This is a genomic window from Polaribacter sp. 2305UL8-11, assembly GCF_058147165.1.
Genome location: NZ_JBYVJW010000004.1, coordinates 59,552 through 73,000 on the forward strand (window position 1 = coordinate 59,552; position 13,449 = coordinate 73,000).

A 13,449-nucleotide genomic window follows, 5' to 3' on the forward strand; every position below is an offset into this window, starting at 1 on the left:
TTTATTCTAAAACTGAAATAATTTCATCATAAACAGCAATATAATATTCGTGAAACCTTGATAATAATACGTTGTCAAGGTTTTTTGTGTTTTTAAGAATGTCTAAATCAAACAATCTGATGTCTGCAACTTCTTCTTTTTGAATGGTTAAATCTTTAATTGGATTTTTTAATTCGGCAATAAAAACATGATGATGTTCGTTGTCTTGAATTCCGTTTTTATGAGAAACTTGATGAATTCTTGTCCCAATTTTAATGAACTCTTTTTCCTCTAATACCAATCCGATTTCTTCAAAAACCTCTCTTTTTGCTGAAGATAATATAGATTCTCCAGCTCCAATATGCCCAGCCACAGAAATATCCCACAAACCTGGAAATACTTTTTTAGTCAAAGCTCTTTTTTGCAGTAGTATTTTTTTATCAACAGTAAATAACCAAACATGTACAGTTGCATGAAACCAACCATTTTTATGTGCTTCAGATTTTAATGCAGTTTTTCCTGTAGGTTTTCCTTCTGGAGTTAGAATGTCTATAAGTTCGTCCATTTTTAATTATATAAAGCTAGCATGTCATTTCGAACTTAATGAAATGAAGTTGAGAAACCTCTGTATTATACTTATAGATTTCTCCATTAAAGTCGAGAAATGACAAATATTTTACAAACACGCTAAAATACAACCTGTTAGCTTCTCAAAATCTTCTTTTGTGTTGTATAGATGACAAGAAAGCCTAATGTAATTTCCTCTAAAAGAAATAAAGATATTTTCTTTTTTCAGTTTTTCTTTCAATTTTTCTACATCTAATTTTTGAGGCAATTCAACACCAAATAAATGATGCGTTCTGTAATTATCGTCTTCTATAAAACAACCAATTTCTTTTAATTTTAAAGCAGCATCTACAGTAATTTCTTTACAATATTTTTGGATTGCTTTTGGTGTCCAATCTAAAACTTGTTTTAATGCTTCAATTTGCATTTTTATATGAATAAAACTTGCATGTTCTCCAACAGAATAACGATTTGCTAATGGTTTGTATTTTGGTTGGTAAGAAGTTAAACCGCTCATATTTTCACTATCTAAACGATTTGACCAGTTTTCTTCTAACGGATTTCCATTGTCAAAATACTCACCAAAATAAGCATAACCACAACCATAAGGTCCAAAAAGCCATTTGTAACCAGCAGAAATTAATGCGTCTGGTTGTATTTCTTTCATAGAAAAAGGCAATGCTCCAATAGATTGGCTACCATCAATAATTAATAAAGCATTATGTGCTGTCGTTTTTTTTCTGATAGTTTTTAAATCGAACAACGTCCCATTTGCCCAATGAATATTACCCAAAGTAACCACAGCAGTTTTCTCTGTAATCGATTTTAAAATGGCTTCATTCCAGTTTTTACCTCTGTTTTTAGAAGATTCTGGCATGGAAACGATTTTCAATTTCGCATCAAATTTGCTTGCCAATTTCTCCCAAACGTAATAATTACTTGGAAACTGACTTTCAACTAAAAGAATTTCATCATCTTTTTGCAAACGAATGTTATTTGCAGCAGTTGCTAAGCCATAAGATGCAGAAGGTATGTTTGCAATTCTATTATAATTATCAACATCAATCAGTTTTGCAAAAAGTTTTTTTACTTCTTTTACAGGTTCAAAATAATGATCTCCTGTAATTTTGTAAGGATGACTCTTTTCTAGAATACCTTCAATCCCTGCCTTTTCAACAGTTTTAAAAGAAGGCGATTGACTAGCAATATTTAAGTAGGTAATCTCATCAGGAATACTAAAAAGATGTTTTTGATTTGTTAGTTTCATAAGTTTATAAAATGAAGAGTTTGCCTTAAAAGATGCTGAAAAGTGTTATTTTGAATGTAAATGAGAAATCTCTAAATTACATCAGAGATTTCTCAATTGTTCATTCTTTATTCATTTCGAAATAACAACTATTAAAAAGTTTTCTCGATACAAATTTATTCATTCTTCATAAATTCACTCAAAATGAAAACTTGATTTTTATGCTATTCAAAATACGAAAAAGTTTCTCCGTCTTTAATATTCAACAACGTTTCATAAATCATTTTAATTACGTTTTCTACATCCTCTCTGTGCACCATTTCTACTGTTGTGTGCATATATCTTAAAGGCAAAGAAATGAGTGCAGAAGCAACACCACCATTGCTATATGCAAAAGCATCAGTATCTGTACCAGTTGCTCTAGAAAGTGCTGAGCGTTGAAAAGGAATCTTTTTAGCTTCTGCAGTTTCTGTAATTAAATCTCTTAATTTTTGCTGAACAGCAGGAGCATAAGCAACAACTGGCCCTTTACCAATTTCTAAATACCCCGCTTTTTTTTGTTCAATCATTGGTGTAGTTGTATCATGAGTAACATCTGTAACAATAGCAACATTGGGTTTTATGGTTTGCGTAATCATTTCTGCTCCACGTAAACCTATTTCTTCTTGAACTGCATTTGTAATGTACAATCCAAAAGGTAGTTTTTTCTTGTTTTCTTTTAACAAACGTGCAACTTCAGCAATCATAAAACCACCCATTCTGTTGTCTAAAGCTCTACAAACAAACTTGTTTTCATTTAAAATATGAAATTCATCTGGATAGGTAATTACACAACCTACATGAACGCCTAATTTTAAAACTTCTTCTTTGGTAGCACAACCTGTATCTATAAAAATATTATCAGGTTTTGGAGCTTGTTCATTCGATTTGTCTCTAGTATGGATTGCTGGCCATCCAAAAACCCCTTTTACGATACCGTTTTTAGTGTGAATATTTACCACTTTACTTGGTGCAATTTGATGGTCTGAACCTCCGTTTCTAATTACGTAAATCAACCCATTGTCTGAAATATAATTTACATACCAAGAAATTTCATCAGCATGTCCTTCAATAACCACTTTGTATTTTGCATCAGGATTAATTACACCAACAGCAGAACCGTAAGTGTCTGTAATAAAAGTATCTACATAAGGTTTTAGGTAGTCCATCCAAATTTTTTGACCTTCCCATTCATAACCAGTAGGAGCAGCATTATTTAAGTATTTTTCTAAAAAAGTTAGCGATTTTTTATTTAAGATTGATTTTTTTGCCATTATTTATAATTTATAAAAGTTCATTTTTGCTCAATAATTGTAAAAATAATACGAATTTTTAGGATTCTCATTAAAAAAATCACAAAAAAATGTAACAAAAGTGCTTACTTTTACACTTATCACAAAAGTAAATTTAAAACCAATCCTGATGAAATTAGTAATTGAGAATTTGACAAAGACTTATAAAAATGGTGTAAAAGCGATAGATGATTTAAGTATAGAAATTGGCACAGGTATGTTTGGCTTGTTAGGGCCAAATGGAGCAGGAAAATCTTCTTTAATGAGAACAATTGCAACTTTACAAAGCGCGGATGAAGGAACGATTACTTTTGGTGATATTAATGTTTTAGAAGATAATATGTCTTTAAGAAAGGTTTTGGGGTATTTACCACAATCTTTTGGAGTATATCCTAAAATGTCTGCAGAAGATTTACTAGACTATTTTGCAACTTTAAAAGGAATTGCAAATAAATCAGAAAGAAAAGCCATTGTAAAAGAAGTTTTAGAAATTACCAATTTATATGATGTACGCCATAAAAATGTTGCTGGTTATTCTGGAGGAATGAAGCAGCGTTTTGGAATTGCACAATTACTTTTAAATAATCCAAAATTAATTATTGTAGATGAGCCAACTGCAGGTTTAGACCCAGCAGAAAGGCATCGTTTTTTAAATGTTTTAAGAGAAGTTGGTACAAATTGTACTGTAATTTTTTCTACTCATATTGTAGAGGATGTTAAAGAATTGTGTAATGAAATGGCAATTTTAAATGGTGGAAAAATTTTAAAGCATACCACTCCACAAGAAGCAACTAAGGAAATAGAAGGTAAAATCTGGACAAAAATTATAGAAAAAGAAGCATTAGAAAAACATATAAAAGAATACAATGTGTTGTCTAGAAATTTTAATCCAGACAATACTTTAAATATTAGAGTTTTTGAAGATAAGCAACCAGCAGAAAATTTTACAGCTGCAGTACCACAATTAGATGATGTGTATTTTATTGCTTTAAAACAAGATGAACCAATTTTAACAAGTTAAGAGAAAAGTTAGTAAAAACTAACTATAATTCTATAAATCAACAAGTACTCATAACTCATCAATCAAAACTCATAACTCGAATAAAATGTTTTCAACAATATTTAAACAAGAACTAAAATACTGGTTTAAAAGACCTATTTTTTATATATATTCTGTAATATTTTTATTAATTGCTTTTCTTTTAGCAGCAACAGCTGCTGGTATTTGGGACGGAATTACTGGCACAACTGGTTCATCTAGAATTGTAAACTCGCCAATGGGCATTAATGGTTTGCTAAACTTTTTTACCATTTTTATATTTTTTTTATTTCCCTCTATTATTGGAGTTTCTATTTATAGAGATTTTAAGAGCGAAATGCATACTATTCTATATTCCTATCCGTTTACAAAAGCCAATTATTTATTCGCTAAATTTTTTAGCGGAATTGTAGTTGTCTCTGCTATTGTTTTAGTAATTATTTTAGGAATGGTTATTGGTTTTCGTTTTCCTGGGACCAACCCTCAAATTGTTGGAAATTTTAACGTAATAACTTATTTGCAAGCTTATTTAGTTTTTGTTTTACCTAATGTGTTGTTTTTTGGAGCTGTTGTTTTTGCAGTTGTTACGTTTTCTAGAAGCATTGCTGCTGGATTTATTACAGTTATAATTTTAATGTTTATACAAGGAGCAATAAGTAGCATATTCTCAGACCCAGAACAAGCAAAAATTTTGGCAATTTTAGATCCTTATGGTTTCTCTGCATCAGATTATTATACTAAGTACTGGACAATGTCAGAGCAGAACGAACTCCAAATTCCTTTTAAAGAGTTTGTTATTTACAATAGGTTATTTTGGTTGGCAATTTCTTCTTTAATTTTTGGCTTGGTTTATAAATATTTTAAATTTAGTCAAAATGCAATATCAATCTCTTTTAAAAGATCAAAAGGAGAAAGAGTAACAAAAACAAATTTTAGTGGTATTACAAAAATTACTTTACCAAAAGTAACACATAATTATTCTTTTCTTCAGAATTTAAAAACAATGTGGAAGCTTTCTTACATAGATTTTAAATTTATTTTTAAAAGTTTACCTTTTATCTGTATTCTAATTGTAGGAATTTTTTTACTTATAGGTACATTGTTTACAGTGGGAAAAATTTTTGGAACTAATACACTGCCTTTAACGTGGCAAATGTTAGGAGCAGGAAACGTTTTTAGCTTGCTAATTATTAACCTTTGTACTTTTTTATATGCAGGTGTTTTAGTGCAAAGAACAAGAACTGCTAGAATAAATCATTTGGTAGATAGTACACCAGTACCAAATTGGACCTTACTATTCTCTAAAGTAATAGCATTGGTTAAGATGCAATTGGTTTTGTTGGCAGTAATTATGATTTCTGGTATCATTTATCAAACATATCAAGGATTTTACAATTTCGAAATTGGACATTATTTAAAAGAATTGTATGCACTAAAAATATTAAATTACTTAGTTTGGGCATGCTTAGCAATTTTTATCCAAACTTTAGCAAAGAACCAATATTTAGGATTGTTTATTTTATTAGTAATTGCAATGGGAACTCCCTTTTTATCTGTAATTGGTATAGAATTAGATGTGTTTAAATATAATGAGGGACCAGGATATAGTTATTCTGATATGAATGGTTATGGAACCTTTTTACAACCTTATTTATGGTACAAATTGTATTGGATTTTAGGAGGGATTTTATTATTAATTATAAGTGCATTATTTTGGTTTAGAGGTTTGCCAAGCTCATTTGCAGAAAGAATATATGTTGCAAAAAAACGTTTTAAAAGACCTTTAAAAATTAGTTTTTTTGTTGTTTTATTATCTTTCTTGTTTTTAGGATTTACAATCTGGAAAGCCACAAAATCAGACTCTAAAAATTCATCTTCTAAACAAGCTGAATTAGATGCAGTAAAATGGGAAAAAACCTATAAAAAATATGAGAATTATAAACAACCAAGAATTGTTGCTGTTAATGCAGATGTAAAAATTTACCCAAAAGAAAGGACTTATAATGCATCTGCTGTGTATACAATGGTTAATAAAACTGATAAAGCTATTGATAGTGTGTTTCTAAATCATAATGCATTAAAAAGTACTTTTGAGTTTGATAAGGCCAATAAGTTGGTGTTAGAAGACACTATTTTTAATTTTGATATTTATCAATTTGATAAAAAAATACAACCAGGAGATTCATTACAATTAAAAATAACTGTAAAAAGCAATACAAATACTAGGTTTCAGAAAAAATCGCCTGTAAGAGAAAATGGAACATTTCTTAATAATTTTCAAATGTTTCCGTCTTTAGGATATTCTTCTGGAGGTGAATTAGTAGATAATAAAACCCGTAAAAAATACAATTTACCACCTAATGATTTACGTCCTCATCCATCAGATTCAACAGCTTTAGGCAATACCTATATTTCTAAAGATTCTGACTGGATAGATTTTGAAGCCACAGTTTCTACATCAAAAGACCAAATAGCAATAGCTCCAGGTTATTTACAAAAAGAATGGGTAGAAGGTGATAGGAAATTTTTTCACTACAAAATGGATAGTAAAATTTTAAATTTTTATGCATTTAATTCAGCAAGATATGAAGTGAAAAAAGAAAAGTATAAAGGTGTTAGTTTAGAAATTTATTATCATAAACCACATACCTATAATTTGGAGAGAATGATAAAAGGGATGAAAGCTTCTTTAGATTATAACTCGAAAAACTTTAGTCCTTACCAACATAAACAATTAAGAATTATAGAGTTTCCGAGAACTGCAGGTACATTTGCCCAATCTTTTCCAAATACAATTCCTTTTTCTGAAGGTATTGGTTTTATTGCAGATGTAGATGATCAAGATGATAGTGGTGTAGATTATCCTTTTGCTGTTACTGTGCATGAAGTTGCACATCAATGGTGGGCACATCAAGTAATTGGAGCTGATGTTTTAGGAGCTACAATGCTATCAGAAAGTTTATCTGAATATGTGGCTTTAAAAGTGTTAGAACATCAACATGGAAAAGAAAAAATGAGAACCTTTTTAAAAGATGCTTTAGATGGTTACTTGGTGCAAAGAACCATAGAAACGAAGAGAGAAAATCCATTAATGTATAATGATGGTCAGGGTTATATACGTTATCAAAAAGGCTCTTTAGTTTTTTATGCTTTGAGTGATTATATTGGCGAAGAAAAATTAAATGGGGCACTAAAAAAGTATGTAGAGAAAGTAAAATTTCAAGAGCCTCCTTATACAACTTCTATAGAAATGGTAAATTACATCCAGCAAGTAACACCAGATTCTTTAAAATATGTAATTAAAGATATGTTTGAAACCATAACATTATATAAAAATAGAGTTGTAGATGTAAAATCTACCAAATTAGAAAATGGAAAATACCAAGTAGATATTGAGTTTGAAGTTTCTAAATACAGAAATGATGAAAAAGGAAAAAAATATTATGGAGAAAAAGTAGGAGACACTTTGTCATATCAATCAGAAAAAATGAGCAAGCCAGTTTTGTCTGTACCTTTAGCAGATTATATAGATATTGGTGTTTTTACAGTAGAGGAAGTAGATGGTTTAAAAAAGGAAAAAGAACTCTACTTGCAAAAACATAAAATTACTCAAATCTATAATAAAATTACATTAATTGTTGATGAAAAACCCACAGAAGTAGGTGTAGATCCTTACAACAAATTAATAGATACGCAATCTAATGATAATAGAAGAAAACTATAATTATGAATAAGAAAATTAGTGTAATCTTAGCATCAATATTTTTTTTAATAATTGTTGGAGTTTATCTTTTAGGATTGTTATTTAATAACCAATCTCTAACATTTTTTACAAAACCATTTATTACAATCTCTTTGGTCTTAGTCTATTTAGTTTCAGTAAACAAAGCTAATTTTTGGTATGTTTCTGCATTGTTTTTTTCTTTTTGGGGTGATACTTTTCTGCTATTTAAAGACGATTTTTTTTTACTTGGCTTGGTTAGCTTTTTAATTACACACATATTATATATAAAAATTTCTGCAGGATATTTAAAAAAAATAGCATTTGCTAAGATTGTTTTTTCATCCATACCATTTATCATTGCTTATGGTAGTATTGTTTTTTTAATTAAAGATAATTTAGGAGAAATGCTAATTCCTGTTATTATTTATGGAGTTGTAATTTCTACATTTGGTGTGTTTACTTTTTTAAATTACCTACAAGAAAAAAGTACTGAGAATTTATGGTTTTTTTTAGGAGGTGTCATTTTTATTATGTCAGATAGTTTGTTGGCAGTAAATAAATTTTATCAAACAAAAGAAATATATGGCATTTGTATTATGATTACTTACATTGTTGCACAGTATTTAATTTGTAAAGCAATGATTGCAAAATCTAAACAAGTATTTTTAAAATGATTTTTTTAAATATTTAGCAAGAAAATTTGCGGTTGCAATTCCTAATAAATCTGCAGATAAATCTATTAAATCAAATGTTCTTGAAGCAATAAAAAACTGACTAAACTCTTCCAGAATTACAAATATAACAACAAAAAAAGTACTGTAATAAACAGATTTTTTTCCGATTTTAAAAGACCGAAATCTTAGTGCAATAATACCTAATAAAGTGAGTACTCCAAATAACATAAAATGCCCTAGCTTGTCACCAAAAGGAATTGATTTTGCAAGTTTAAAAAAAACAATATTTTTTCCAGTATTTGCCAAATAAATTATCCAAAGAATGAATAGGAAAAATAGAATTCCTATTATTTTTATAATCTTAAACACTTTACAGCTATAATAAAAAAAAACAGTTGCATTTGCAACTGTTTTTGTTTGGTCTAAATAAATAGATATTACTTTTTTATTTTTTTTATCAATTATCAGTTAGTTTAGGGGACTCCAATAATTAGGGGATGATTTAAAAAACAAATTTATTTCATATATTATTATTTAGGGGATATAAATATGTAATTAATTATTAATTACGTTGCTAAATTAGTAAATAAAATAAAATAAACAAATGTTTTTAATATTTTTTTGCAATTTTTATTGTTAAAAATTTAATTTGTGATTCGTAAAAAAATAATACTTTAAAAAACAGTGGTTTAACCTTATAATTTTTTACCAATAAAAGGTATTTTTTTTCTTTCAACAATTAAAACGATAACCCCAATTATAAAAGTTAAGATTGCAGCACCAAACAACAAACCACCATCATTGTTATGTGCTATTCCTATTTTTGTTAAGTGAGCTATAATTGCACCTCCCATTAAGCCAATTGTTAAAATAGCACCAAAAATTACTTTTTTGGGAGTAAAAAGCAAAATAGAGGCAATAAGTTCTAGAATTCCTGTACCTATTCTCATAAAAGCTTCATTTTCTCCAGCTAATTTTGTAAATAAATCTACACTTTCTTGTGCTCCAGAAAATTTGTAAAATAAAGTTTGTACCATAATAATTGCAGCAATTAATTTTAAGGCAAATAGAAATTTTGTATTCATTTTAAAAAGTTTTAGGTTTATAAAATAGTAATGATTTAAATAATAGGTTTCTTAATTATAGACGATAAACCATAAATATGCTTACAAAACCATATTTTTGTAAAAACATTTGCAATGAAAAAAGCATTCTTTTTAAGTATTATACTTTTTATTGGTTGTAGCAAGTCCAAACAAACAAAACTTAGTTTTTTAGATGAGTATGTGGTAAAAGATTCGCTTGTTTTTAAAAACACACTTATTGGAGGTCTTTCTGGTGTAGATTATGCAAATAATTATTACTATTTTGTTGTAGATGATGCAAAAAACCCACGATTTTTAAAATCGGATATTAAAATTAAAGATGATAAAATTGCATCAGTAGAATTTAAAGATGTTGTTTTTTTAAAAGATACTACAACTATTTTTTACAAAGAAAATGCATTAGATTTAGAATCTATTTTTGTTGATGAAGAAACCCAAGAAATTAATTTTGTGAGTGAAGGTGCTATTAAAAAAGGCAAACTTCCAACAATATTTACCACAAATCAAAAAGGAGTCTTTAAGCAGAATTATAATTTGCCTTCTTATTTTATAAATCTTAAAAATATACAACACAATGCTGTTTTTGAAGCATCTTCAAAAAGCTTTGACAAAAAAGGATTTTGGGTTGCTATGGAAGGGGTTTTAAAATCTGATGGAAAAGCACCAACCTTTAAAAAAAGTTCTTCACCAATCAGAATCACTTTTTTTGATAAAAAAACGAAAAATGCAACCAAACAGTTCGCATATCAACTAGAGCATATTACAAAACCAGCAAAAGGAAATATTAATTTAAATGGGGTTACTGCCATTTTAGAATACAAAGAAAATCATTTTTTTGTTGTAGAAAGAAGCTATCAAAATGGCTATGGTTCTTATGGTAACACTGTTAAGATTTTTGAAGTTTTTATTGATGATAAAACCACAAACACACTGTATTTAGAGTCTTTAAAAAAAGCAACATTCATACCACTCACAAAAAGATTAATTTTTAATTTTGATACAATTCAAAATAAATTAACAAGCGGAATTGTAGACAACATAGAAGGCATAACTTTTGGACCTCAATTAGCAAACGGAAATCAATCTTTACTTTTAGTATCTGATGATAATTTTCAGAAATATGGAAAACAGTTAAATCAATTTATTTTGTTAGAAATTAATGATAAATAATTCTATTTTTACAACATCAAACTAAAGAATGAACTTATCAAGTATCAAAGAAAACCGATTGCGAAAAAAAATTGATAGGCAAATTTTAAAAGCTTTAAAAAACAGAAACGTTTCTCAAAAAGAAATACAATCTGTAGGTATTTTAACTTTAGATGCTGTATCTACAAAAATTGACATTCAATCAAGCATAGAAACTATTTTGGGAGTTAGAAATACTAAAATTTACAGTTTTAAAAAACATGATAAATTAGATGCTGTTTCTTACAAACATTTTTCTGAAAAAGATCTTAATTGGAAAGGTAATTTTGTACAACCCAATTTTCAAAGTTTTTTAGAAACTCCATTCGATTTATTAATTGGTTATTTTAATCAAAAACAGTTATATTTAGAAAAAGCAGTTCATGCATCAAAAGCAACATTTAAAGTCGGTTTTTCTAATGTAAATTCCAGTTTATATGAAATGGAAATCCATTCAGAAATAGAAAAAATAGAAGAATTTTCTACGGAATTAAATAAGTACTTAAAAATCCTCAAGAAACTAAAAAATTAAACTTTAACCATAAAGTTGTGTATTCTTGGTAGGAAATCATTTTTAGCGCATAAATTTCATCTGATTATTGTAATTTTACCCCATAAATATTTTACGATGCAAAAATTTATTGGAACAGGAGTTGCTTTAGTTACCCCTTTTAAAGACGATTTAAGTGTAGATTTTGAAGCACTTATTAAATTGGTAAACTACAATATAGAAAACGGAACAGATTACCTAGTAATTAATGGTACAACTGCAGAAAGCGCAACCATTACAAGTCAAGAAAAACAAGAAATTATAGACGTTATTATTAAAACCAATAATAAGCGTTTACCTTTGGTTTTGGGAGTTGGAGGCAATAATACTGCATTGGTTGTAGAAGAACTTAAAACAAGAAATTTTGATGGTATAGATGGTATTCTTTCTGTAGCTCCATACTACAGTAAGCCTACTCAAGAAGGGTTTTATCAGCATTTTAAAACAATTGCACAAGCAACAGATTTACCAGTTATATTATACAATGTTCCTGGTAGAACAGCAAAAAACATGGAGCCAGCAACTACTTTACGTTTGGCAAAAGATTTTAAAAATATTGTTGGGGTTAAAGAAGCTGGAAACAACCAACAACAATATTATACCTTACTAAAAAATAAACCTGCTCATTTTTTAATCATTTCTGGCGATGATGATTTAGCTCTAGGAGTTGCTTTAGCTGGAGGTTCTGGAGTTATTTCCGTAATTGGTCAAGCATTTCCAAAGCAATTTTCGACAATGATTAATCACGGTTTGCAAGGAAATAACAAAGAAGCTTATGAAATTCATTATAAAATGATGGATATTGTAGATTATATTTTTGAAGAAAATAACCCTGCAGGAATTAAAACGGTTTTACAAAAACTAGCTATTTGTTATAATAATGTGCGTTTACCCTTGGTAAAAGCCACTAAAGAATTAGAAGAAAAGATTTCTAATTTTGTAGAAAATTTCAAATAAGATTAACAAAAATTTAGTACCTAAAAAGTATTTTTTTATTGATTATTGCAAAGAATATTATAAGAAGATAAAAGGTTTTTAATTCTTGTTTTTCTTGAATTAAATAAAACGAAAAATCTTCTTTAAAATTTAAGGCTCGAACTAGATTCGAAAACAAAAAATAAAGATTTTTTTGCTAAAAAAGAATTCTTTTCTATTTCATAAATAATCACTAATTTTGCCCGATGCAAAAAATTAAAAATTTCGCTTTTTTATGCTTGTTTACACTACTGCTTTTTTCTTGTGGTGAGTATCAAAAAGTTTTAAATAAAGGTACAGCAGAAGAACAGTATAAAATGGCTGTTAAACTGTATGAATCTAAAAAGTACAGTAAAGCTTTACGTTTGTTTGAGAAAATTACCCCTACTTACAGAGGTAAACCTCAAATGGAGCGTATTTCTTTTATGATTGCACAATCTAATTTTAACGAGAAAAATTATAGTATTTCTGGTTATTATTTTGATCGTTTTGCAAAAAATTATCCAAAAAGTTCTAAAGTAGAGGAAGCAGCATTTTTATCTGCTTACAGTTATAAATTAGCTTCTCCACGTTTTAGTTTAGATCCTACAGATACCAATAAGGCTCTAGAGTCTTTTCAATCTTTTATCAATACTTACCCAGATTCAGATAAGGTAGAAGAAGCTAATAGGCATTACAAAGAAATACGTTACAAGTTAGAGAAAAAATATTTTGAAATTGCAAAAACGTATTACAGGACTGCAGATTACGATTTAAGAAACTATAAAGCTGCAATTCAGGCATTTGATAATTTATTGTCAGATTTTTTAGGTTCTGAATTTAAAGAAGAAGCTTTGTATTATAGATTAAAATCTGCTCATGATTTTGTTTTAAAAAGTACAGATAGAAGAAAACCAGAACGTATAAAAGATGCAATTAATGCTTACGATAAACTAAAAAGAAATTTTCCAGAATCTCAATATATGGAAGATGCTAATAAGATGCTAGCTACACTTAAAAGTGAAGATACTAGAGTAAAAAACTTAATTGCAGAACAAAAGAAATTAATAAAAGATTTACAAAAGAAATAA

General features: G+C 28.3%; 12 protein-coding genes. 7 read left to right on the plus strand and 5 right to left on the minus strand.

Going from position 1 to position 13,449, the window contains the following annotated elements:
* Nucleotide 1: 1 nt before the first annotated feature.
* From ACY2RW_RS04770 to ACY2RW_RS04780, 3 genes are all read right to left on the minus strand, one after another.
* Nucleotides 2–544: an NUDIX hydrolase gene (locus tag ACY2RW_RS04770; RefSeq protein WP_490121560.1), complete on the minus strand. Its 543-nt coding sequence runs from the start codon at nucleotides 542–544 to the stop codon at nucleotides 2–4.
* A gap of 111 nt (nucleotides 545–655) precedes the next feature.
* Nucleotides 656–1,813 (minus strand): aminotransferase class V-fold PLP-dependent enzyme, encoded by a 1,158-nt coding sequence (locus tag ACY2RW_RS04775; RefSeq protein WP_490121561.1) that lies wholly within the window; start codon nucleotides 1,811–1,813, stop codon nucleotides 656–658.
* A gap of 203 nt (nucleotides 1,814–2,016) precedes the next feature.
* Nucleotides 2,017–3,105 carry a M42 family metallopeptidase gene (locus ACY2RW_RS04780; protein ID WP_490121562.1) on the minus strand — a complete coding sequence of 363 codons (1,089 nt, stop codon included), beginning with the start codon at nucleotides 3,103–3,105 and terminating at the stop codon, nucleotides 2,017–2,019.
* Nucleotides 3,106–3,253: 148 nt separating this feature from the next.
* Between ACY2RW_RS04780 and ACY2RW_RS04785 the strand changes: the two genes are divergently transcribed.
* From ACY2RW_RS04785 to ACY2RW_RS04795, 3 genes are all read left to right on the plus strand, one after another.
* Nucleotides 3,254–4,144, plus strand: a complete 891-nt coding sequence (locus ACY2RW_RS04785; protein WP_490121563.1) for an ABC transporter ATP-binding protein — start codon at nucleotides 3,254–3,256, stop codon at nucleotides 4,142–4,144.
* 85 nt (nucleotides 4,145–4,229) lie between these two features.
* On the plus strand, nucleotides 4,230–7,886 hold the full coding sequence (locus ACY2RW_RS04790) for an ABC transporter permease/M1 family aminopeptidase (RefSeq protein WP_490121564.1): 3,657 nt from the start codon (nucleotides 4,230–4,232) through the stop codon (nucleotides 7,884–7,886).
* 2 nt (nucleotides 7,887–7,888) lie between these two features.
* Nucleotides 7,889–8,560: a lysoplasmalogenase gene (locus ACY2RW_RS04795; protein ID WP_490121565.1), complete on the plus strand. Its 672-nt coding sequence runs from the start codon at nucleotides 7,889–7,891 to the stop codon at nucleotides 8,558–8,560.
* Here the strand turns inward: ACY2RW_RS04795 and ACY2RW_RS04800 are convergent.
* A complete protein-coding gene (locus ACY2RW_RS04800) occupies nucleotides 8,552–8,866 on the minus strand; it encodes a VanZ family protein (RefSeq protein ID WP_490121566.1) in 315 nt (104 codons plus the stop codon). The two genes, ACY2RW_RS04795 and ACY2RW_RS04800, sit on opposite strands and share 9 nt — an antisense overlap.
* A 389-nt stretch (nucleotides 8,867–9,255) precedes the next feature.
* A complete protein-coding gene (locus ACY2RW_RS04805) occupies nucleotides 9,256–9,645 on the minus strand; it encodes a DoxX family membrane protein (RefSeq protein ID WP_490121567.1) in 390 nt (129 codons plus the stop codon).
* A gap of 114 nt (nucleotides 9,646–9,759) precedes the next feature.
* On the opposite strand from ACY2RW_RS04805, the gene ACY2RW_RS04810 reads away from it, so the two are divergent.
* The 4 genes from ACY2RW_RS04810 (at nucleotide 9,760) to ACY2RW_RS04825 (ending at nucleotide 13,449) form a co-directional block, all read left to right on the plus strand.
* Nucleotides 9,760–10,836 carry an esterase-like activity of phytase family protein gene (locus ACY2RW_RS04810; RefSeq protein WP_490121568.1) on the plus strand — a complete coding sequence of 359 codons (1,077 nt, stop codon included), beginning with the start codon at nucleotides 9,760–9,762 and terminating at the stop codon, nucleotides 10,834–10,836.
* A gap of 28 nt (nucleotides 10,837–10,864) precedes the next feature.
* Entirely contained in the window at nucleotides 10,865–11,386 is a 522-nt protein-coding gene (locus ACY2RW_RS04815; RefSeq protein WP_490121569.1) for a DUF6913 domain-containing protein, read from the plus strand.
* Between the two features lie 96 nt (nucleotides 11,387–11,482).
* Nucleotides 11,483–12,361, plus strand: coding sequence for a 4-hydroxy-tetrahydrodipicolinate synthase (dapA, locus tag ACY2RW_RS04820; RefSeq protein WP_490121570.1), 879 nt, complete (start codon nucleotides 11,483–11,485; stop codon nucleotides 12,359–12,361).
* Nucleotides 12,362–12,585: 224 nt separating this feature from the next.
* Nucleotides 12,586–13,449, plus strand: coding sequence for an outer membrane protein assembly factor BamD (locus ACY2RW_RS04825; RefSeq protein ID WP_490121571.1), 864 nt, complete (start codon nucleotides 12,586–12,588; stop codon nucleotides 13,447–13,449).